21 protein-coding genes are annotated in these 21228 nt (G+C 68.2%); 15 read left to right on the top strand and 6 right to left on the bottom strand.

What is annotated here, in order from left to right; genetic code table 11:
• Positions 1-40 precede the first annotated feature (40 nt).
• The 6 genes from N5I75_RS33540 to N5I75_RS33515 form a co-directional block, all read right to left on the bottom strand.
• Positions 41-1423 carry a tyrosine-type recombinase/integrase gene (locus N5I75_RS33540; protein WP_476683905.1) on the bottom strand — a complete coding sequence of 461 codons (1383 nt, stop codon included), beginning with the start codon at positions 1421-1423 and terminating at the stop codon, positions 41-43.
• Positions 1420-1617 (bottom strand): helix-turn-helix transcriptional regulator, encoded by a 198-nt coding sequence (locus N5I75_RS33535; protein WP_476683903.1) that lies wholly within the window; start codon positions 1615-1617, stop codon positions 1420-1422. Before N5I75_RS33535 ends, N5I75_RS33540 begins: the two co-directional genes overlap by 4 nt.
• 927 nt (positions 1618-2544) lie before the next feature.
• Positions 2545-3018: a TrmO family methyltransferase domain-containing protein gene (locus N5I75_RS33530; protein WP_476683901.1), complete on the bottom strand. Its 474-nt coding sequence runs from the start codon at positions 3016-3018 to the stop codon at positions 2545-2547.
• A 40-nt stretch (positions 3019-3058) separates the two neighbouring features.
• Positions 3059-4453, bottom strand: a complete 1395-nt coding sequence (locus N5I75_RS33525) for a Tat pathway signal protein (protein ID WP_476683899.1) — start codon at positions 4451-4453, stop codon at positions 3059-3061.
• 154 nt (positions 4454-4607) lie between these two features.
• Positions 4608-5147, bottom strand: a complete 540-nt coding sequence (locus tag N5I75_RS33520; RefSeq protein WP_476683897.1) for an N-acetyltransferase family protein — start codon at positions 5145-5147, stop codon at positions 4608-4610.
• Positions 5144-6136: a hypothetical protein gene (locus N5I75_RS33515; RefSeq protein WP_476683895.1), complete on the bottom strand. Its 993-nt coding sequence runs from the start codon at positions 6134-6136 to the stop codon at positions 5144-5146. The genes N5I75_RS33520 and N5I75_RS33515 overlap by 4 nt, the downstream gene beginning before the upstream one ends.
• 783 nt (positions 6137-6919) lie before the next feature.
• Here N5I75_RS33515 and N5I75_RS33510 point away from each other — a divergent pair.
• The 15 genes from N5I75_RS33510 to N5I75_RS33440 all read left to right on the top strand — a co-directional run bounded on the left by N5I75_RS33510 (position 6920) and on the right by N5I75_RS33440 (position 21217).
• Complete coding sequence (locus N5I75_RS33510; protein WP_476684866.1) at positions 6920-7321, top strand: ATP-binding protein; 402 nt, start codon at positions 6920-6922, stop codon at positions 7319-7321.
• A gap of 475 nt (positions 7322-7796) precedes the next feature.
• On the top strand, positions 7797-9794 hold the full coding sequence (locus tag N5I75_RS33505; protein WP_476683893.1) for a glycoside hydrolase family 15 protein: 1998 nt from the start codon (positions 7797-7799) through the stop codon (positions 9792-9794).
• Positions 9787-11292, top strand: coding sequence for a sensor histidine kinase (locus tag N5I75_RS33500; RefSeq protein ID WP_476683891.1), 1506 nt, complete (start codon positions 9787-9789; stop codon positions 11290-11292). Before N5I75_RS33505 ends, N5I75_RS33500 begins: the two co-directional genes overlap by 8 nt.
• 73 nt (positions 11293-11365) lie before the next feature.
• Complete coding sequence (locus tag N5I75_RS33495; RefSeq protein ID WP_476683889.1) at positions 11366-11881, top strand: roadblock/LC7 domain-containing protein; 516 nt, start codon at positions 11366-11368, stop codon at positions 11879-11881.
• A complete protein-coding gene (locus tag N5I75_RS33490) occupies positions 11878-12291 on the top strand; it encodes a DUF742 domain-containing protein (RefSeq protein ID WP_476683887.1) in 414 nt (137 codons plus the stop codon). The genes N5I75_RS33495 and N5I75_RS33490 overlap by 4 nt, the downstream gene beginning before the upstream one ends.
• A 52-nt stretch (positions 12292-12343) precedes the next feature.
• Complete coding sequence (locus N5I75_RS33485) at positions 12344-12931, top strand: GTP-binding protein (RefSeq protein ID WP_476683885.1); 588 nt, start codon at positions 12344-12346, stop codon at positions 12929-12931.
• A gap of 50 nt (positions 12932-12981) precedes the next feature.
• Complete coding sequence (locus N5I75_RS33480) at positions 12982-13572, top strand: GAF domain-containing protein (RefSeq protein ID WP_476683883.1); 591 nt, start codon at positions 12982-12984, stop codon at positions 13570-13572.
• A gap of 84 nt (positions 13573-13656) precedes the next feature.
• Positions 13657-14910 carry an acyl-CoA dehydrogenase family protein gene (locus tag N5I75_RS33475; RefSeq protein ID WP_476683881.1) on the top strand — a complete coding sequence of 418 codons (1254 nt, stop codon included), beginning with the start codon at positions 13657-13659 and terminating at the stop codon, positions 14908-14910.
• Positions 14911-14917: 7 nt separating this feature from the next.
• Positions 14918-15859 (top strand): hypothetical protein, encoded by a 942-nt coding sequence (locus tag N5I75_RS33470; protein ID WP_476683879.1) that lies wholly within the window; start codon positions 14918-14920, stop codon positions 15857-15859.
• Between the two features lie 85 nt (positions 15860-15944).
• A complete protein-coding gene (locus tag N5I75_RS33465) occupies positions 15945-16427 on the top strand; it encodes a LuxR C-terminal-related transcriptional regulator (RefSeq protein ID WP_476683877.1) in 483 nt (160 codons plus the stop codon).
• An 89-nt stretch (positions 16428-16516) separates the two neighbouring features.
• Entirely contained in the window at positions 16517-17071 is a 555-nt protein-coding gene (locus N5I75_RS33460; protein ID WP_476683875.1) for a hypothetical protein, read from the top strand.
• Positions 17068-17706, top strand: a complete 639-nt coding sequence (locus N5I75_RS33455; RefSeq protein ID WP_476683873.1) for a DUF6624 domain-containing protein — start codon at positions 17068-17070, stop codon at positions 17704-17706. The genes N5I75_RS33460 and N5I75_RS33455 overlap by 4 nt, the downstream gene beginning before the upstream one ends.
• Before the next feature lie 130 nt (positions 17707-17836).
• Positions 17837-18022 (top strand): FxLD family lanthipeptide, encoded by a 186-nt coding sequence (locus N5I75_RS33450; RefSeq protein WP_476683871.1) that lies wholly within the window; start codon positions 17837-17839, stop codon positions 18020-18022.
• 88 nt (positions 18023-18110) lie between these two features.
• Positions 18111-20150, top strand: a complete 2040-nt coding sequence (locus N5I75_RS33445; protein WP_476683869.1) for a lantibiotic dehydratase family protein — start codon at positions 18111-18113, stop codon at positions 20148-20150.
• Positions 20147-21217 (top strand): lanthionine synthetase LanC family protein, encoded by a 1071-nt coding sequence (locus tag N5I75_RS33440; RefSeq protein WP_476683867.1) that lies wholly within the window; start codon positions 20147-20149, stop codon positions 21215-21217. Before N5I75_RS33445 ends, N5I75_RS33440 begins: the two co-directional genes overlap by 4 nt.
• The last annotated feature ends 11 nt before the right edge of the window (positions 21218-21228 follow it).

Below are 21228 nucleotides of genomic sequence, written 5' to 3'. Positions count from 1 at the left end.
CCGTTCCGGACCAGTGGCGGACCAAAGCCCCGACCCAGCCTCACGAGCCATCAGGCCGGCTGACGCGATCCCACTCCACCATCGACTGCTCGATGAGACGATTGGCCTGCTCCACCATGCCGTCCAGGAACTTGGCGTAGTGGCGGAAGAGGACCTCGATGCTCTGGCCCGCACGGCGAGCGCATTCGGCCGGGTCCACGCCGGAGTACAGCCAGAACGAGATCCCGGCGTGCCGCAGATCGTAGGGCCGCTTGACCAGCCCAGAGGCAAGTTCCGTACGCGTCAAGACGTACTTTCGCGCCCGTGCCCACGTCATGCCGTACGCGGCTGCATCCACATAGTTGCCCTTCTGGTTCCGGAACAGCCGACCGCCCGGCGCCACGCCGAACCGCTCGATGTGCGCACGAAGGGTACGGACGAATGCCGGAGGGATGGGCACGGGCCGGGTCGACGTAGCGGCCCGGCGCTTCAGCGAATGCACCTCGTGCACCGCTCCGTCATCCGTCCACTCCTTGCCGGCGGTTACGACGCCACCCGACAGATTGAGCATCCCCCACCCGGTTTCGGGTAGGTGGCACTGCTCGAGCCGGAGGTGAATGACCTCCGCAGGCCGCATGGCCGCGTAATACATACAGCCGAAGAACGCCTCAAGGTGAGGGCCGCGACCCCTCTGTTGGGCGACCGCCGCCAGGAGACGCGCGACTTGGGCAGGGTTGGGGACAGCAGCCGGGTCCACTTCCTCGTTCACCGCTGGAGCCTTCCAGCGGATCCCGTTCAGGGGGTTCTCCGTGAAGTAACCTTTCTCCACTGCGGTATTGAGCACCTCGTTGAACGCGGCTCGCTTGCGACGTGCCGTCTTGGCAGCCGCTGGCTTGCCATCCACCTTGCGACACAGGGCGTCCAACGCTCGTCGCAGCACATCAGCTTCCGCAAGGGCGCTGGCAGGCAGAGAGTTCCGTCGTATCCAGTCCAGGGCCTCCTGCCACTCTTCGTCAGGATTCTCGGCCCAAGCGTTCTTGTTGAACGCCCACGAGTACAAGGCACGCCGCAGCACACGCGGTTTCGGGTACGTCGCGCCGGGGTGCACCAAGGCGGGCGTGATGGTGGCGAACGCGTCGGCCAACGTGCGGCGAGTGTTTCCCGGAGTGCGGTCCCATCGCTGATCGAGGTACTCGTGGGCGAGGTCGTACCATGTAGTTCGCTGCTTAACGGCTCGGAGCTCAGACGCCGGCAAGCCCGTGTAGACATCGAAAGGCTCGCCTTCGCGCGCAGCTGTCATCAGCTTTGAGCGCCTACTATCCGCTAGCCCGAACGTCATGAACGACTCGGAGTTTTCACGCCCGTCAACCGTCCACCGGACCATGAACGCTTTGCGCCGGTCAGGGCGCTCACGTATGTCCCAGAAGCGGACGTTGTAGCTCATCGCCAAGAGTCGGAGTCCCTTTCACATGCTTCCCACCAGGCATCCAGATCGGCACGACGGCAACGAAGTTCGCCATTGGGCAACTTGACCATACGGGGCGCTTCCCCGCGGGCACGCATTCGGTAGAACGCCGACGGACTCATACGGATCTCCGCCAGAACCTCGGCGAGCTTAAGTGCCGGAGGACGAGCCATGGATTAACACCTTCGTAACGGGTAGTACCTCATGCCAGAAATGCAGGCATCGATACGTAACCGACGCTGCTTGAGATCTGATGGCACGAAGGGAGCGAGTATGGGCGCAGGAGCAGATGGAAATGACCGCTACACGGCTTCCCTAGGAAGGCACGCGACATCTCCAACTACGTCCGGCACGGCTCCACCGCCAAGCACAGCCGGTGCGGACACCATCAATACTCCGAAAGATCCCCGGTTTCGGTAACCGGGGATCGTCGTCTATATTCCTCCCCGCATCCGGCGGGGCACCACGCCATCGGTCAGCTCAAATCACGGGGTGCGCGCCATCTGTGACTGGGACGGCTGATCCGAAGGTTTTTCATGCCGAGGTGCCTGGGACGCTAGCCGCCGAACGCAGCGACTCAAGTGACGGCGAGTGCGGCGCACTGCGCTTTCGTCTGGACAGTTCCGGCGTCTACTGCGCCGGGCAATCTGAGGATCGGGCATGAGAACGGCCTGATCGGAGTACGGACTTCGGTAATTAAGCCTCCTCGGCAGCGACGATGACGCGGGACGGTGGGCTGGGCTCAGCGTAGGAACCCCTGGCCCACCCTTCCCCTGCCAGAGCTTCTCTGACCTGGAGTTTTCCGGGGACGTTGTACGTTGACATGGGTCCCGAGGTGATTCCAGTCCTGTGCGGCTCTTTCTTGTCTGCCGTGGGCGAATCCATCTCGGGGACAGAGGCCCGGTATCCTCGCCAACCGCCAGCTACCAGAAGGGGGACCTGGCCAGAAGGAAGAAGCAGCCCAAGCATGCAGACGACCGCAAGGACGAGCGGGAAATCAGGATGCTCCCGACACCACAACTGAGTTGGCGGCCGCTGAAGCTTCGCTCATCGACGGCGACGCTCCAGCCACCCAGCGAGTCTCTTTCGATTACTGAACGTCATACCGGATTGGCCCAGTAATCCGTCAGCATCTCGCCCGGCCACGCAGGCTCATGGACCTCCCCGCGCGGCCCCATCTCTGCGAAGTAGGGCGAGAGATCGTAGATCTTCGTGCCGACCACAGCGTCCAGCTCGGTCACGCGCAAGCTGAGCCCGTCGACCTTCAGCAACCGCGGAAAGCTCTGCGCCAACTGGTTGGGGCGACGGTGATTACGATGAGCGAAGGTGCCGGTGGCCGGCCAGTCCGTGTTCCCGCGCGGGCTGCGGGCGTGGTACTCGACGGCATCAGGTGACGCCTGGTCGAAATGCCACACGACGATCAAGTGGGAGAACTCCTCCAGCCCCTGCACGGAGTCGTGCGGGAACTCTGCCTCGTCGAGCTGAATCACCGACTCGACGCCTCCCCAGTAGTCATCGGCGACGTCCGTACGACCCGCGACAACTTCACCGATCGGCTTGATCTCCAAAGCCATGGCCCTCCGCCCTTCGATTCGGCCTCGACAACACGTGTGATCAATCTACTTGGGCCAGATACGACGCCGCACGGGCGTCAAGCGCCCCTACCGCGGGGATACCGCGCTTGCGGTAGGGCGACATGAGTCGTCGCATGTCCACGACCGTCTGCCGGGCTCGACCTGAGTAGATCCCGTCCTCCATCGCGTCCAGGACGTTGGTCCACGTAGCGCACGCCTCTTCGACGCCGCCCTGTGCGATCTGAGCTGCCCCCATGTATCCGAGGGTGACCGCGTGCGTGCGCCGGAACGCGGCTCCTCGCGTGCGTACGGAGCGCCGAAACTCCTTGACCGCGCGCTGAGGATCGCCAAGGTCCCGCAACGTACAGGCGGTCTCGTGCGCAAGCGACGCTTCGCCGAAGAAGAAGGTCCGGTCCGGCTCCCTGACCCCGTCGCTGGCGTTCGCCAAGTCATCTTCGGCGCGCAGCAGCGCTTTTGCTGCCTGCTGCTTGAAATCGTTCGCGGCGAGGGCACGCGCATGCACCACACCGAGGAGTGCCCGCTCCCGAGGAGTAGCCGCCGCATACCGCTCGCCATGCACTGAGGTCTGTGCGATCCGTAGGGCTTCGCGCCGAAAGCCCAGGTCGAGCGCCTGGTGCGCCATGGCACGAAGGATGTGTCCGCTCAGGGGGGCATCGCCGGAGCGGGCCGCGAGCTTCACGGCTGTGTTGAAGCGCTGAAGCGCGAACCCGTGCTCACTGTTATCGAAGGCCATCCAGCCGGACACGTAGGCAAGTTCGGCGGCTGCTGAATACATCGCGCGGCGGGTTGCCTCGTCGGCGAACCGGCCTCGGAGGAAGTCGTGGGCCTCGTGCTTCAGGTATTCGTCGACCGCCCGCCGTCCGTGGCCGCCGCCGCGCCTCTGGTCCATACGTGAGAAGGCCAAAGTCAGCTCTCGTACGATCTCAACGTCTCCGCGCCCGACACGCTTGCCCGTTGAAGCGTCGTCCTCTGCTGGCGGCCTCGACATGGCATCCCACCATGCTTCCTCCGGCAGGAGGAGGGACGCCGCGGAGTACACGCCACCCGCCAGTAGCCGCCGCCGGTCCGTGTCCACGCCACTCCCCAGTTCGTTCAGCGCGATCAAGGGATCGGCGCGCCAGTCCAGCGCACCTTGCGCTGGTGAGGTGGATGCTGCGAACCCGGCCTCTTCCGGTGTGATCTCACGCTTCAAACGACGGGTCAGCGCCTGGCACAAGATAGCGGGCGCGACACCTGTCGGCTGGGTGCCTCCGACCCACATGCTCACGTGGGAGCGGCCGACCTTGGAGTTCTCCCGTACCTCGCCGTTCAGTGTCTCGGCGGAGATCCGGTTGTACGCGGATGCCGCCTGTGCCCGTGACCAGCGCGCTTCCAGGAGAAGCGCGGCTAGCCGCTCGTTCCTCTCGCGCGCCATCGTGCGCCCCCGTCACTGAAGCCGATCTTTGACCATGTTGACCGATCCGCCCGCCCCGGCTCTTGCTCAGGGCGGTTCAGATTCCAACGTAGTGCTCAACTGATCTGCGGTGCAGAGGAGATGACCGAAGGCCGTCTCTGCGCGGGGCGCAAGATCAAGCTGTTGAGCGAATCATCACCGTGAGACGGGGCGAGGCCGGTGACGGCTGGCTGCGACCGATGTCCTCGTACCCCCACGATCGGTACAGGGAGTGGACCTTCCCGTCGCCGGCTGCTTCGTTGACCATGAGCGTCACGTACGGCTCCTCCCGGCCGGCCAGGAGCGCGTCGTGAATGTGTCGCGCCACACCAGTGCCTCGCCATGCAGGGGACACGCCGATTTCCTTCAGTGCCAGGACTGCGTGCGCCGTGTACTTCTCGACGGGCGCCGGACTGGTGCGCTGCCAGTACCGGTCCCCGTCCTCGATCGTGTTGCCGTAGGCGTACCCCACCGGGCGCTCGCCCTCGTAGGCGAGTACCGCCTGAAAGCCAGGCTCGGTTCCGTGCCGGTCCAGCCGCTCGCCGAAGGAGGAGACCGCATAGTTCGCTAGGTGGAGCAGCGGTGCCCGTACTTCGGCATACACATTGAGCAGGTCGCCCCGGACGGCGTCCAGTTCGGTGAAGGATCGGAGTTCGATAGCGGGTGCCGAGGTCATGCGGTGTGCCTCCAGGCGGCGGTGTGCTCGGTCCAGATTCGCGCGCTGTCACTGCCCGGTGCAGTAGCACGCAGGGCAGCGCCAAACTCCTGAAGCATGCGCGATACCCGGGGGTGATGGGTAGCCGCCTCCGCTGTGACGTCCATGGCCGTGCCAGTAGCGGTGTCGACGTCGCCCTGAGCGAGCTGGGCCTGCGCGAGGCGGCTGGTGGCGATGGCGCGCGAGCGCTTCATGTGCGGTCTGAGCACGGCCAAGCACTGGTGCGCGTGATACTCGGCGGTGGACCAGTTACCTGCGGCGAGATGGGCGGTGAGGGCGAGGGAGTGAAGCTCCGCTTCGTCGTAGAAGGCCAGAAGCCATACTGGCCGGGAGGCACCTCGATCAGCGCGGTTCATGGCTTCGTACGCCTGGTCGAAGGTGCGGGGCAGGCCCCGCCCCTCGTGCGCGGCGCCCTGGATAGCCATCTGCCGGGCCATACCCAGGGAAGCGAACACTGGGTCACGGCGGGTGATGTGTAGGTTCCGTGCGACGTCGTTGGCTGCTCGGGCATCCGCGGGGCGTCCCATATGCCGGTAGAGACTGCCGGCATGCGACCAGATGCGGAACTTGATGGCCTGGTCCCCGGACAACTCGGCGAGCGCTTGGGCTTCCCTCATGTGGGCGACGGCATCTTGGAAACGGCGGCCGTCGATGGCAGCCCACATCGCGGATGAGCGGAAACTCGCGGCGGTGGCGTAAAGACTGCTCCGCACGCGTTGGGTGGCGCTTCCCGAGTTCTGGAGATTCAGGGCTGAGCCAGCAAGGTCTACGGCACGCTTCTCAATATCTCGCTGTCCGCCGCGCTTGTGATCGCTGGCGACCACAGCCGCGAACTTCTCTTGCAGCCGTCCGACGTCACTCATGCCGATCTTGCGCGTCGAGGCAGTGGCTGGGGCGGCGGCAGCCACGGCCGCCGAGATGGTTCCAGCGACAAGGGTGCGGCGGTGCATAGGGTCCTCCTGCGGTGGGGCTGCCGTCGATGAGGAGCGGCCCCGTGGCACGAACCCTAAGTCGACAGCAGACATCCCTGAGATGCCCTCAAGGACCCTCCGCGTTGCCGTGTTGGGCCATCGAACTCGCCCAGATCGCCACTCCCGGACATGACGGCCGTCGTACGTTCCGAATCTACCGGTGAGGTCCTCCAGAGCTTCGTTTACGGCTTTGGCCAGGCTGTTTGAGCTGTGCTGATGGTCTTCCATCCACGCTTCAAGAGCCTTGTTTCGCGTGGGGTTCATGACCGCACCGTAGACCGTTGCGCACGCACAGCTAGGTAAAGGGAACACCAAAATCCCCTAGGTGAGCTATCTCGGTTCCGCGTCAGACCCCCTAACCAGGGGCTCTGGACTCGGCGTTACTTGTTCCACACGGCACCGGGCCGATCGCGCACTCCGCCGCAGACCGGCGTGACGGTCCCGCCGTGAAGGAGCAGACGAACGCCAAACGATCTTTGACCACCTTGACCACCGCCAAGCCCTTGACCCCATGCCGATTCAACCGGTTAAGCGGTTCGCTCTTGGTAGGCCAGCTTCACGACGGGCGGGAGTACCCCACATGAACTCCTTCACTGACAACTTCAGCGTGACGCGTGCCGTGTGCCCACCCGGCGTCAGTCAGTGGCGGCGACGGGTCACAGGCACCACGCGTCAAGGGGAGGTCGTGCCTCGCGCTCTGCTCCGCCCGGTCCAGCTGGGAGGCTTCCGATGACTTCGGCTCCAGCAGTCGCACCAGTCGCGGTGCAGGGACTGCCGCAGACCTCGCACGCCTTCGAGGTGGCTTTCACCCCGTCCCGACGCCGGGTCGGAGGCATGCGCCGAATCACCAAGGCTTTCCTGGGGCTTTGGGACGTGCGCGGCCCGCTGGCCGAGGACATCGTGCTTGCCGTTTCCGAGCTGGTCACCAATGCCGTCGAACACGGCGAGGGCGGAGTCGCCCTTCGGGTGCAGTGCGCCGACAACGAACTGCACGTCGCGGTGACCGACGGAAGTCGCGCCCCCGCTAACCTGCGTTCCCCCAATGACGACGACGATTCCGGCCGCGGCCTGCTCCTCGTCGCTGCTCTGGCCGACCGTTGGGGCATCAGCGACGACGGCAAGACGACGGGGTGCGTCTTCCGCGTCCCCGCCGGGAGGCCGTGATGGTCGCGATCACTCGGGAGGCCGCAGCGCAGATGGTCGGGCAGTGCTCCGCTGACGACATTACGGCGGGCCTGATCCCCTTCAGCCTGCGTCGCTCGCTCGCCCGTGAGGCAGTCACCGACGAACTGTATGACGACTGGACGCCGTTCTCGGCGCGGACGCGAAGCCCGCATCAGACGAGGTCCAAACCATCGCGGATCGGTCGCGGAAGGCGACGACGACACTCGTGGAGCTCGTGCCTCACGCCTCGGCTGCTGTCCCTGATAGCCACATGCCCAGCAGGGTGCATCTCGTCGCTTGTCTTCGGGGTGAGCACTCGTCCCCTCCCGGCCCGGCCCGGCGAGGAGCTGCCGCCGTCGCAGAACGCTCCTTCCCCGCCCCGGTGACACCGATGTCTCTCGTCCCTACCGTTCCCGGCCGCTACGGCGGCCCCAGAACCAGCCCCGTAGCCGCGGGGCCTATGGAGTTCCACACGATGAAGCGCCTTCCGCAGATCGAGCAGTACGGCCTGATCGGCGACACACAGACCAGCGCCCACGTCTGTGACGACGGAGCCATCGACTGGCTGTGCCTGCCCCGCTTTGATTCGCCGGCAGTCTTCGCCGGGCTGCTCGGCACCCAGGAGCACGGCTCCTGGCAGATCGCCCCGGCACCATGTATCAACCGACCCGATGCCGGGGCACTCGCTGAGCGCCGATACCGCGGTGACTCGCTGGTTTTGGAATCGGTATGGCGCACCCAGGCTGGCTCGGTCCGTGTCCTGGACTTCATGCCGCCGCGCGACGGGGACCCGCAGGTCATCCGGATCGTCGAGGGCTTAGCCGGCGAGGTCGAGATGGTCTCGGCCACGCGTCCGCGGCCGGGATACGGCAGCGTCAGTCCCTGGATCCACGAGGTCGGCGGGCGCATGGTCGCGGAGGCCGGCGCGGACGCGCTGTGGCTGGACACCTGCGTCCCGCAGGTGGAGAAGGACGGCGTCGTCGTCAGCACCTTCACCGTCGTCCCCGGGCAGAGCGTGGCATTTGTCCTCAGCTGGTCCTCATCCCATGCCGGCGAGCCGGACGTTCCCGACCCCAAGGCCACACTCACCGAGACGCTCGCTTTCTGGCAGGACTGGACACAGGAGTGCACCTACGACGGGCCCTACCGCGAGGCCGTGGTCCGTTCTTTGATCACGCTGAAGGCGATGACATACGGGCCGAGCGGGGGGATCGTCGCGGCGCCGACCACGTCACTGCCCGAGGAAATCGGCGGGGTGCGCAACTGGGACTATCGCTACACCTGGCTCCGCGATGCCTCCAAGACGCTGGCCGCGCTGCTGGGCACCGGGTACCGGCAGGAGGCGCAGGCATGGCGACGCTGGCTGCTACGAGCCGTGGCCGGCGACCCACAGAACCTGCAGATCATGTACGGGATAACCGGTGAGCGCGACCTGCGCGAGCGGGAGCTGCCTTGGCTTCCCGGGTACGAGGGATCAGCACCAGTACGGGTCGGCAACGGAGCGGCCGACCAGCTTCAGCTGGACGTGTACGGCGAGGTGATCGAGACCCTGTACCTCGCACATCAGAGTGGGGTCGCGCACTGCGCGGACACCGCGGTCCTGCACCAGCGACTCGTCGAGCACCTGGTCCAGCGGTGGCAGGAACCCGACGAGGGCATCTGGGAGATCCGCGGGGCCCGCCGACACTTCGTGCACTCCAAGGTCATGGCCTGGGTGGCCATCGACCGCACCATCCGCCTGATCGAGGCCGGTGCTCTCAGCATGGAGCTGGCCCCGCTGATCAAGCTGCGCGAGACGATCCACCACGAGGTGTGCACCAAGGGCTTCGACCCCGACCGCAACACCTTCACGCAGTCCTACGGATCGAGGGCTCTGGACGCCGCCACCCTGCTCATCCCCAGCATCGGGTTCCTACCGCCCGACGACCCGCGCGTCATCGGCACCGTGGACGCGGTACGCCGGGAGCTGAGCACCCCGGACGGACTGGTGCGCCGATACCCGACGGCCGGCAACCGCGCCGGAGTGGACGGCCTGAAGGGCGACGAAGGCACCTTCCTTCTCTGCTCGTTCTGGCTGGTCGATGCCCTGGCCTTAACCGGTCGGCTGAATGAGGCCAACGGCCTGTTCGAACGCCTCCTCGCGCTGCGCAGCGGTCTCGGGCTCCTGGCCGAGGAGTACGACCCCGCGCAGGGACGGCAACTCGGCAACTTCCCGCAGGCGTTCAGCCACATGGGTCTGATCCAGAGCGCCCGGCTCCTGCACCGGCTGTCGCCGCAGCCCTCTCTCCGCCTAGGGCGCAGTCCGCGCCTCCGGCGGGACAGAAGTGAAACGGAAGTAGAACGGCCGGGAATTGCCTGCGAGTTGGCCGAGCGCGACGCTCGAAACGTGCCCCAGACCGCGCCAGACGGTTCAGAACCCGACGCCAAAGCACGCTCTGTCGCCCCACCCACCGACGAGGAATCCCATGCCTGACCGCGCGTTCCCGACACGGCCGGCCGCGACCAGTCACCGCAGACGGCAAGCCCCACAGATCGACGCCCTCACCGTGGGTCGTGTCCGTCGCGCCGTGATGCCGCCTCTGGTCCTACTGACGGTGTTGTTGAGTGGCGCTTGGATCGGGTGGCTGACGGCCGCGACGACTCATGCCTGGATCGTGGTCGCCTTGGTCTGCGGACTGGGTGTCATCGCGCTGGTCGCCCGGAGCGGCACGCGCACGGCAGCCGTCGCTATCCATGCAGTCGTGGAAGAGCGGCGAGCGGCGGAGCTGACCGCCCTCGCCAAGGACACGGCGGCTGTGGAGAAGACAGTGCTCTGGTCGGCGGAGGAACTGTGCCGAGGAGCCCGACCGCCGCTGCCCGAACGTCGGATGCCCGGTCCGGCCGGTGCGACGGCGGAGATCAGCAGTGCGCTCGGGGCACTCCAGGTGGAGGCCGTCACAGCGCTGATACGTGTGCACGACGAGTCCCAGTCAGTCGTCCTTCTCCAGGTCCTGCGCCGCCTGGCCATGCGGGAGCACTCCCTGGTGGGCAAGGCCCTGGAGGCCCTGAACCAACTGGAGAAGCTGACCGACGATCCGGAAATGCTGGACAGGATCTTCCAGATCGATCACCTCGTGACCCGGGTGCGTCGTCAGGTGGAAAGCACAGCAGTTCTGGGTGGTCAGTCCCTGCGCAGCACGCGTCAGCCGGTGTCGGTCACGACTACGCTGCGCGGCGCGGTCTCGGAGGTCGTCCAGTACTCACGTGTGGTGGTCGCGGCGGGTTCGGTAGGCGTACAGCTGGGGCTCCCGCGACATGTGGGTCCCGACTTGACCCACCTGCTGGCGGAACTGATCGAGAACGCATGCGAGTCCTCCGATCCCGCCACCAGGGTGCTAGTGCGCGCGGAGCCGGTGCCCAACGGCCTGGTGATCGAGGTCGAAGACCGAGCCATCCCCATGCCACCGCAGTCCCGCGCACAGATGAATCACCTGCTCAAAGCACCCGACGAGGTCGACGTCAGTGCCCAGGTACGTGTGGGGCAGATCGGCCTGCTGGTCGCAGCGAAGATCGCTCAGTCGCACAACCTGACGGTGCACCTCCAGGAGAACGCCATGGGAGGCACCACAGCCCAGGTGATCATCCCAAAGCGGCTCCTCGTGACGATCGCACCCGCTGGGAACATGGACACCCGACGTGACGTCCGCCCCGTCGCGTCGCCGCCGGAGCAGACCCGCACGGCGCCTGTCCCCGCGATACACCCGGGCGGAAGCCCGACCGCGGCGACACTGCCTTCAGCCGGAGGCCCCAGGCCCTCCACTCTGCCGCGGAGAACACGCCAGCCCGGCTCGGTTCGTCCGCCGGGCGAGCGCGAGCACATTCCCGTGGCTGCGCCCAGGCCGGGGCTGGCAGCTGCCTTCCGTCGCGGCGTCCAGGCCGGCGAAGGCGCCGCCACCACGCCTGCAGACTCCGGCGAGCCCACCCGCCCCTGACGATCACACCTCCCCTCGCCTCCCGACGAACCGGTCATGGTCGCCGGCCCTTCCCCCTTCAGGAGTGATTCCCATGAGCACCCACGCCGAGTTGGACACCGTGTCCGAGGACGCCTCCGCGCCGCAGGCGGAGGTGACGGCGAGCGGCATGCGAGGTGACATGCAGTGGCTGCTGAAGCACTTCGTCGCCGAGGTCGCAGGCGTTACACACGCCGTGCTGCTGTCGCGGGACGGCCTGCAACTCCTGGACAGCGAGGTCGAGAAGGACTGGGCGGACGAGTTGGCGGCAGCCCTCAGCGGAATCGCCGCCATCGCGAAGAACCTCACCGGGCCGAGCCGCCTGAAGCGGCCTGCAAGCCAGGTCATCATCGAGCGCGACGACTGCCTCATTTTCGTCCAGAGCGCCGGAAGCAGCACCGCCTTCAACAACCACCCCGGCAGCAAGGTGAAGGACACGGTCCTTGGCGTTGTCGCGACCACGGAGGCGGACGCGGGCAGCGTCGGCTTCGAAATCGGACGCCTGGTCCAGAAGTTCGCCCCCTACATGCAGGTACCGGTCCGCGGCCGCACTGACGACGAGGCCCGGTGAACACCCACGACCGCGCGGACGAGGACGCCACGTTCGTGCGGACCTACACGCTGACGCGCGGGCGCACCAGGCCGCGGCACCTGCTGAGCCTGGAGACCGTCCTGGCCGCCGGCCCCGGACGGCCAGGCCCCCGTCAGGCCGAGGAGTGCGAGCAGATCCTCGCCCTGTGCCAGGAGCATCCGCGGCCGGTCACCGAGCTGGCCGGACTGCTTGCTCGCCCTGTCACCGCAGTCAAGATCCTCGTCTCGGACCTCCTGGACGCCAACGCCCTGGTCATCTCCGTGACCTCCGCGTATGCCTCCTCCGACGCGGACGCGGATGAACGACCCACCACCGATCTACTGGCTGCCTTCGCGGTGGGCCTGAAAAGGAAGTGGCCCAATGCCAACCGTTTTTCCCAGGCCGGATGACCCGCGTGCGGGGCTGCGCACTCCGCCGCCCGTACACGCTGCCGCACCCACCGTGCTGAAAATCGTGATCGCCGGGGGCTTCGGCGTGGGCAAGACCACCGCCGTGGGAGCAGTCAGCGACATCACTCCGCTGAGTACGGAGGAGTACCTGACCGAGGCGAGCACAGGCGTGGACAGTCTTGAGGGCGTCGAGGCCAAGGAGACCACCACGGTCGCCTTCGACTTCGGCCGGACCAGCCTGCCTGACGCGCCCATTCCCCTGGAGCTGTTCCTGTTCGGCACGCCCGGCCAGGACCGGTTCGGAGACCTCTGGTACGACCTCTCCCGCGGAGCCGTCGGCGCGGTCGTGCTGGTCGACACCCGTCGCCTGGAAAGCAGCTTTGCCCCCATCGACTTCTTCGAAGACATCCAGCTGCCCTTCGCCATCGCGGTGAACCACTTCGACGGTGCCGAGCGCCACCACCCCGAAGAAGTACGTGATGCCCTCGGACTGCCGGCATCGGTGCCGGTGCTGCCCTGCGACGCCCGCAACCCGAACCACGTCGCGGGCATCCTGATCGCCCTCGTCGGCCACGCCATGCGGAACCCCCCGACCGAGTCCGCTCCCGTTCCATCCGCCATCACTTTCCAGGACGCCTGATGTCGTACCAGCCCCCTACACCTCACCTTCCGACGCCGCCAGCCGCGCCCGTGCTCCACTTACCACAACGAGCCCTGCGCCCCGGGGCGCAGAACCCGGCACAGCCCGTCGGCACCACCCCCGCCCTCCCGCATGAGGCAGAGCCGAGCGAACTGTCCCAGCGGTACGAACTGCTGCGGCGCCTGGGCGTGCCCACCACGGCCAGCGAGGACTTCGACGCGATGGCCCGAGCCATCGCGGAGAAGACCGGGTTCCTCTACGGGTTCGTCAACCTGTTCCTGGAGAAGCAGAAGTTCGTCGGACTGCACCAGCCGCCGGCGGACAGCGGGTACGTCATCGTCGGCCGCACCATGAGCCGCGACCACGGATGGTGCCCGGAAGTCATGGCCCGCCGCAAGGCTCTGCCGCTGCCTGATGTGCACGCCAGCCCCCGGTTCAGCGGCAATCACGTGGTGGACGCAGTCGGGATCCGCGCCTACTTCGGCGCTCCCCTCATCCACGACAGCGGTGTCCGGCTGGGCACGGTGTGCGTGATCGACCCCGAAAAGCGCCCCCTGAGTGACGCACGCCGGATCCGGGACATCGTCATCGACGGCGGTGCCCAAGTGATGGATGGCATCACCCGCGGGGCGATCCGCTAGACCTTTCGGCCTGCATCAGCCAAGAGCGCGCGATACCCGGCCGCTCTGACCGTGCGACCTTCGCCCACGCAGAGGGAGACGACCATGCCCGCCACATCCATCACGCCGCCACCGGCGCTGCGCCCCTACCTCAGCGCCCGCCACGCACTGCTGTGGACCGAGGCGGACACCTTCGCTGACGAACAGGTCACTCCCCGCATCGCGCGCATGGAGGCCGCACCCGATCGAGTGGAGCGCAAACTAGCCGAACTGATGGGCGCACGTGGCTGGTTCGGCGTCACCATCCCGACCGCGCTGGGTGGGATCGACGCCGGGCACGTAGCGCGGTCCGTGCTGGTCCACCGCATCGCCTGCGCATCCGCGTCCGTCGCGACCATCCTGCAGGCCACGCTGATCCCGGTCGGCGCCGTCCTCAACTTCGCCACCGAAGATCAGCAACAGCGCTGGCTGCCCGGCGCCGCCGACGGCTCGCGACTCCTGTCGATCGCGGTAACGGAACCGGAGGCCGGCGGGCACATAGGCGGCATCGAGACCACCGCCCGACGCGCCGGCAATGACTGGGTGATCACCGGCAGCAAAGTCCACGTCGGCAACAGCCACATTGCCGCCGCTCACCTCGTCGTCGCCCGCACCGCCGAAGCCGGGACGAGTACCTCCACCGCTCTGACCGCATTCATGGTCGAATCCGACCGCCCCGGCCTCACCCTTCACGACCACCGCGGCGGCCTTGGCCTGCACGGCTTCTCCGCCGGCCGCCTCGACCTCGACCAGGTCCGCATCCCGCACGACAACGTGCTCGGCGACGTCGGGCGGGGCTCGGCCGTAGCGCAGAGCAGCAGCATCCTCTACGGACGCCCCAACCTCGCCGCCGTCAGCCTCGGTATCCACGAGGCCGTCGTAGCCACCACGACCGAACGCCTCAAGACCCGCATCCGCTATAGGAGCACCCTGTCCGACCTGCCGGTCCTTCGCGACCGCGTCGGCGGCATGGAAGCTCGACTGCGCGCCGCGCGCATCCTCGCCTACCAGGCCGTGCACCTCCTCGACGAGGGCGTGTCCTGCGACGCGGAACTGATCAACAGCAAGTACCTCAGCCACCGATGGGCGATGAAGTCAGCCCAGGACGCCATGGAACTGCACGGCGCACACGCTCTGGACCGCGACTACCTCCTCCAGCGCCTGTGGCGGGACATACAGCACACCTACCCGCCGGCCGGAACCGGTGAAGTCCAGCGGATCCGCCTGGCGGACGCCGCCTTCGACGAGGACCGCATCCAGTGGTCCGAACGCTTCGCAGCCGTGGCCGCCTGGGCACAGCCCGATCCGACCGCCGCATGAGCCTCCCGTGCGCGCCAACCCCGAATCCGCACCGCCAAGCCCGGAAGTGATGATGACCGCAGACCTGCCAGCGTCACCCAAGCCCGCCACCGCGGGAAGTGCCGCCTCGCTGAAGCAACAACTCGAAGACGCCCTGCAGGCAGCCGACGTCATCTCCTTGCTCTACGTAGCCGACGACGAGGCGGCTTTGAGGCTGACCGTGTACCGCAGCAAGCGCCCCTTCGACGACACCGTGGAGGCTGCCACCGAATGGCTGCGCCACGCCGGCATCGACGCCATCGCTTCGCTGGACGAGGAGACCCATCAAGTCGTCCTCACTCTGCCCACCGACGACGCCGTGCGCACACTCATCACCACCCTGCTCCAGCCCTGGATCACCGCCCACGCCGCCGCCCAGCAGCTCAAGGACGCGCTCGCGGACCACGGCCTCGACAGCACTATCGACGTAGGGAAGCAGGACCTCTACCTCCACCTGGCCGACGAGGAACTCGGCTCGGCCGCTACCCTCGCGCGCACTCTCGGCGCACCGGACATCGCATCGGAACTGCAGCTCCACCGCCGCCGCGACATCCGGCGGATGGCCAAGCGGATTAAGCTGGTGATCACCGGCGTGGTGGGCTCTTCGGTCGTCGCAGAGGTCGAGCCCGCCTGCGAGCACGAGGTCGATCGCCTCACCGTGAAGTTCACGCTGGAGCAGGCGCGTCTCTTGGCCAAGCGCCTCCTCCACACCAAGGTTTCTGATCCCTCCAAGCGTCTCCAGCGAATTCTCGACGCGGCCGTGGGCTTCGGTGCTGCTGTCGCGCGGCAGCCCCCGGATTCATCCAGATCCGACCGGCTCACACTCGCCATGAGCCCCGAGCAAGGCCGCCTTTTGATCCGCCGCCTCGTCCCCGGGCAGGGCCTCACCTCTGCACACGAGCTGTGCAAGCGATCGTCTGGAGCGTCATGACCACCGCGCCCGGACAGCTCCCGCCTTACCCGTCCTGCTGTGCCCAACGACGACCGAGTGACCTGCCCTCGACGAGGAACCTTCCATGACCGCCCCCGCCCTGACACAGCCCCTCACCCCAGCCGAACAACGCATCGCCCAACTTCTGGTGAACGGCTTGTCCGCCCAAGAGATCGCGTCCACCACTGTCCTGAAGCTGGGCACGGTCAAGAAGATGCTGACCACGGTGCGCTGGAAACTGCACTGCCCGCAGCGATCGCCCCTCGCCATGGTCGTCCACCGCGCGCTCGTCTCCGGACTGGCGACCGCCCCGCCCCCGAAGCGGCCCACTCCGGACCTGAGCCCTGAACAGACGAGACTGCTTCGCGCCGTGGCCGAGCACCCCTTGCCACGCGACATCGCCCTGGCCGCCCGCCTCGCCCCGGCCGACCTGTCCACTGCCCTCGAACAGCTCCTCGCCGACGTAGGCGCACAGGACAACACCGAGCTGGTGGTGCTGGCGTACAGCTGGCAGTTGCTGCCGCTCACGCGAGGCGCCCACGCCACACGAAGTGGAGCGCGCCAGTGACCCGGCCCGGAATCCACACGGGCAGCGAGGACCGCTCCGCCCCCGTCCCGTTCACGCAGACGCCGGCGTCCGCCCTCTACACGATGCGCATGCTGGACACCGCAGCAGAGCGCGAGGAAGCCGCAGCGCTTGTGCAGGATCGCCAGAATTGGCTCATCCGGCACGGCCTGCCCATCCCTGGTGACGAGGACGCCCCCGCGCAATTCCGAGCTGCGCAGACCCGTTCCGCCGGGCTCTTCGAGGACGGACGGATGCTGGCCTGCCTGATCCCTGAGCACACCCCCGATGTCCGGTGGGGCCAAGGACCGTGCCTCTTCCTCCGCAGCCTCTATACGCTGCCCGGTCACCCGGACAACGTCACCCGTCTGATCACCTTGTGGGCTTCCGACGCCGCCGCCCGCCACGGTCTGCCCCGCATACGCGCGGAAGTGCCCGCCCCCCAGCTGCGTGATCCGGCCCCGGTCGCGCAACTCCTCAATCGCCTGATCGACATGGGCTGGGCTCTGCACGGTGCCGGCGACGGACAGGCCGGCGAGGTCGCCCACCTCGAACTGAATGCCGAGCGCCGCTCCGGGCTCCACGCGCTGATCAGTTGCCGGGTCCGCGTCCCCCAGCCCGCCAACGGAGAATGGAGCGTCACGTGACCACCGACAAACCGCGACGGCCCGACCTCGCCCGCGAGCTGATCGCCCGCGCCGACGGCTCGGCCGCGCAGCGAGCCAAGCGCGTACGCGACCAGCTCGACGCCATCCAACTCGGGCGAGGCCGGCACACCGAGCACGCCAACACCGCCGTGTTGCGTCGGATCCTCTCCGAGCACGACTGGCCCGGCCACCGACTCGTGGGCCCCACCGCTGCCCGCGCCGCATGGACGATTGCCCTCCACAGCGACGACGACCCCGCCTTCCAACGCGCCGCCACCATTCTGCTTAAACGCGCAGTCCAGGCCGAAGACGCGCCGGTTCAGCACTGGGCACACCTGCACGACCGTGCCCTCATCACCAACGGACACGCACAGGAATTCGGTACCCAGCACCGCCTGAGCGCCAGCAGCATCGAACTGTGCCCGCTGCGCGCACCTGAATCCGTCGACGCCCGCCGGAGCGCGGTGGGTCTGCCGCCGCTCGCCGTGGCGCTAGAGGCGGTGAGGCACCGGTACACGCGCTTCGGCGACCTGCGCGCCCAGGAGGCCGAGGGCGACGAGCGGGCTGAGCGCTTCACCCGGGCGCTGGACCAGGCCGCCAAAAGCCGCCCACAGCAGCAGCCCGCCGCGGCCTGACGGCACCCCACCGACTCCGGACACGTGACGGCCGAGCGGCTCTGGCTGCCCGCCGCTGTCCGGCGGCAGGCCCCGGGGCCCAGGCCGGGCCCCGGTATCCCGCACCATCCACCACTCCTAGGAGGCATGCATGACCGCCATCCAGGCCGAGAGGCCGACCACCTCCACGCAGGCGGATCTCGCGAAGACCGACGACGACCCGTTCGGCCTCGACATCACCTTCATCGAAGGCACGCCGGCGACCGAGACCGTCCTGATGTGCAGCACGGGCGACACCTGCGGCAGCTCCTGCCCCAGCGCCTGCACCACCTCGTAAGCCGGGAAGCCCCGGTAGCGCGGGCCGGGCGGGGGTCCCCCCGTCCGGCCCGTCCCCCACCGTCACGCACACGATGAGGAGAGCCCTGATGACACGGCACCGGCCCAGCCTGTACGAGGCCGTGGGGCAGGCCATGCTGCGCGCTGCGGTGCACACCACCGAGCCCGCCATGCCGCCCTGGCCGACGACCAGGGCGCCCGCGGACGCGTGGCGCGCGTGGCTGAGCAGGGTGTGGTCCGACACCGACTTCCGCCGCTCCGTGTCGCAGGCGAGCCCTCATCTGGCCGACCAAGTGCAGGCAATCCTCGACGGCCGCACACCAAAGACGCGGCGAATGCGCCGGGCGGCGCTGGCCACCGCCCGCTACGCCATCCGCTACGCCCACCGCTCCACCCCGTACGGCCTGTTCGCCGGCGTCGCCCGGCTCGGCTTCGGCCCAACCACAGCCCTCCGCATCGGCAACGATCACCATGCCGTCACCCGCCCCGATCCGGTGGGACTGGACGAGATCCTCAGCGCCGAGGAGAGCGACGCTGCGGGTATGGTCGACGCCGAGGTTTGCGTCAACAGCCTGATCTATCAGCGCGACCAGCACATCCACGTCCCCTCCGAGGGCGACGCAGAGTTCCGCCTCGCCCTCAGTCCCGCGCTGCGTCTCGTCCTCGACCTGGCCCGATCACCGATCGAGTACCGCCAGTTGTCCGGCAAGCTGGCCGCGGAGTTCCCCACCGCGAGCGGCACTGCGCGCGAGCGGCTGCTCGGTGACTTGCTGCGGGTGCGGCTGCTGCGCTCCTCGCTGCGCGCGCCCGCCACCGTCGCGGACCCCACCGATGTCTTGCCGCCTGCGGCGCGCGCCCAGGTAGCCGGCCTGCGGACAGCGTGCGACCTACGGCTGGACGCCGACGTGCGGCTGCCCCAGCAGGTGCAGACCGAGGTGGAAACCGCCGCGACGGTCTTGGCCCGCCTGGTCACTCATCCGACCGGGACACCGGCCTGGCAGCGGTGGATCGCGCAGTTCTCTGAGCGCTACGGCGACAGCACCGCGGTGCCGGTGGAAGAGGTGACGGACCCTGACCGCGGCGTGGGCTTCCCGCCCGGGTTCGTTACGGCGAGCGAGCCGCCCCGGCCGATGTCCCGGCGTGACCGCCTGCTGTTGGAGCTTGCCGGTTCGGCCGCGGCCGACGGCAGCCGCAGCGTGGCGGTGACCGGGGCAATGATCGAGGAACTGGAAGCAGCGGTCGGCAGCAAGCCCCACGATCTGGCGCCGCACCTGGAACTTGCCGCGCAGGTTCACGCCGCCTCCGTTTCCGCCCTGGACAGGGGCGACTTCCGGCTGCGCGTGCTGACCGTCTCCCGCTCGGCCGGATCAATGACTGGCCGGTTCTGGCATCTGTTCCCCGGCGTCGAGGAGGCGTACGCGAACCTGCCCACGGTCGATCCGGGGGCAGAACTGGCGCACCTCTCCTTCCACGCCGGACGGGTGCCGGCCGACCTGCTCACCCGCGCGCCCCAGGCCCTGCCCCGCGTGGTCAGCGTCGGTGAATTCCGCCGCCCTTCCCCGCACGTCCTCTTTCCCCGCGATCTGTCAGTGACCGTCACCGGGGGCCGCCCTCAGCTGGTGGAGTCCGCGACGGGCAAGCCGTTGGAGCTGCTGGCCCCCACCGCCATCAACTTCCTGTGGAACAACTACACCCCGCCGATGGCCCGCTTCCTCGGCGAGATCAGCCGAGCCACCTCCCCGCAGGTGACCTGGTTCGACTGGGGCGCCGCCTGGGCCCTGCCCTTCACCCCGGCCCTCACCTACCGACGCACCATCCTCACCGCCGCACGGTGGAAGATCCGCAGCCGCACGCTGCCCGGCCGCACCGCCCCGCTCCAGCAGTGGGCGGACCAACTCCACAGCTGGCGTGCGCGGTTCCAAGTGCCGGAGCGGGTACTGCTCGCGGAGGACGACCAGCAGCTGCCCCTCGACCTCACCCGCGACGTAGACCTGGACCTTCTGCGCGCACACCTGGAAGCCAGCCCCTTCGGCATCGCCACCCTGCACGACGCGCCCCCACCGGATGCCGACGGGTGGATCGGTAGCCGATCCCACAGCATCGTCGTCCCCCTGGGCAGGCGCTCATGACCACGACGACCGTGCCCGGTACACAGGACCTGTCCGAGGGCGCTCTGGGGATGGCCCTGCTCGACATCGAGCGCCGTGATCTGTCCACCGCGCGCCGTCACCTCGCCCAGGCCACCGCCCGGGGGGTGAGCACCGGAAGCAACGCCAGCCTCTTCCACGGCGCACCCGCCCTGGAGTTCGTCCTGACCCGCGTGCACGGGGCCAGTGACGACGTCCGCGCGGCCGTCGACCGCGTCGTAGACGCCCGCCTCGCCGCCGCCCGCCGTCGCCAGGTGGCCGGCGCGCGGCCCCACCTCGCCGAATGGGACCTCATCCGCGGGCTGACCGGACTCGCCGCGCTGCTGCTGGACCGGCGCCCGATCGCGCCCCGGCTGCCCGACGTGCTCGACTGCCTGGTCGCGCTCGCCCACCCCGTACGCGGCAACGGCCGGATGCTGCCCGGGTGGTGGTCGGCGGTCGGCCCGGACGGGAAGGACATGGCCGGCGGGCACGGCAACAACGGCATGGCCCACGGCATCGCGGGGACCCTGGCCGTGCTCTCCCTCGCCCTGCGCCGCGGAGTCCGCGTCCCCGGGCACGAGGAAGCCGTCGCTACGTTCGCGACCTGGCTGGAACGGCACGGTGCCCACTACTGGTCCACCGCAGCCCACCTGGACGCCGCCCAGCCTCCCGCCGCGGAACCGGCCCGCCAGTCCTGGTGCTACGGCCAGCCCGGCATCGCCCGCGCCCAGCAGCTCGCCGCGCTCGCCCTCAGCGACCCAGCCCGTCGCCGGGCCGCCGAGGACACCGTTGCGGCCATCCTGACCGACCCGCTGCACCTCTCACGCATCCACGACTCCACGCTCTGCCACGGCTGGGCCGGCCTGCTGACCCTGACCCGCGCAGTCGCCGCCGACAGCCCGACGCCCAGCCGCTTCACCCCGATCATCCAGGACCTGCACCGACGCCTGGCCATCGACTGGGAGCACCTACCCAGACCCGGCTTCATGGAAGGCCGCGCCGGAGCCCAACTCGCCTTGGGGGCCAACGACACCACCGGCTGGACCCGCGTCCTCCTGCTCGCCTGACCCTCGCCCTG

Source organism: Streptomyces sp. R818, assembly GCF_056172735.1.
The sequence above is the reverse complement of the archived record's forward strand: the minus strand, read 5'-3'. Positions and strand labels throughout refer to the sequence as shown.

What these genes read in the sequence shown, in the direction of transcription:
- N5I75_RS33540 (WP_476683905.1), bottom strand. Translation starts at nt 1,423, where the DNA reads ATGAGCTACAACGTCCGCTTCTGGGACATACGTGAGCGCCCTGACCGG.
- N5I75_RS33535 (WP_476683903.1), bottom strand. Translation starts at nt 1,617, where the DNA reads ATGGCTCGTCCTCCGGCACTTAAGCTCGCCGAGGTTCTGGCGGAGATC.
- N5I75_RS33530 (WP_476683901.1), bottom strand. Translation starts at nt 3,018, where the DNA reads ATGGCTTTGGAGATCAAGCCGATCGGTGAAGTTGTCGCGGGTCGTACG.
- N5I75_RS33525 (WP_476683899.1), bottom strand. Translation starts at nt 4,453, where the DNA reads ATGGCGCGCGAGAGGAACGAGCGGCTAGCCGCGCTTCTCCTGGAAGCG.
- N5I75_RS33520 (WP_476683897.1), bottom strand. Translation starts at nt 5,147, where the DNA reads ATGACCTCGGCACCCGCTATCGAACTCCGATCCTTCACCGAACTGGAC.
- N5I75_RS33515 (WP_476683895.1), bottom strand. Translation starts at nt 6,136, where the DNA reads ATGCACCGCCGCACCCTTGTCGCTGGAACCATCTCGGCGGCCGTGGCT.
- N5I75_RS33505 (WP_476683893.1), top strand. Translation starts at nt 7,797, where the DNA reads ATGAAGCGCCTTCCGCAGATCGAGCAGTACGGCCTGATCGGCGACACA.
- N5I75_RS33500 (WP_476683891.1), top strand. Translation starts at nt 9,787, where the DNA reads ATGCCTGACCGCGCGTTCCCGACACGGCCGGCCGCGACCAGTCACCGC.
- N5I75_RS33495 (WP_476683889.1), top strand. Translation starts at nt 11,366, where the DNA reads ATGAGCACCCACGCCGAGTTGGACACCGTGTCCGAGGACGCCTCCGCG.
- N5I75_RS33475 (WP_476683881.1), top strand. Translation starts at nt 13,657, where the DNA reads ATGCCCGCCACATCCATCACGCCGCCACCGGCGCTGCGCCCCTACCTC.
- N5I75_RS33465 (WP_476683877.1), top strand. Translation starts at nt 15,945, where the DNA reads ATGACCGCCCCCGCCCTGACACAGCCCCTCACCCCAGCCGAACAACGC.
- N5I75_RS33460 (WP_476683875.1), top strand. Translation starts at nt 16,517, where the DNA reads ATGCTGGACACCGCAGCAGAGCGCGAGGAAGCCGCAGCGCTTGTGCAG.
- N5I75_RS33450 (WP_476683871.1), top strand. Translation starts at nt 17,837, where the DNA reads ATGACCGCCATCCAGGCCGAGAGGCCGACCACCTCCACGCAGGCGGAT.
- N5I75_RS33445 (WP_476683869.1), top strand. Translation starts at nt 18,111, where the DNA reads ATGACACGGCACCGGCCCAGCCTGTACGAGGCCGTGGGGCAGGCCATG.
- N5I75_RS33440 (WP_476683867.1), top strand. Translation starts at nt 20,147, where the DNA reads ATGACCACGACGACCGTGCCCGGTACACAGGACCTGTCCGAGGGCGCT.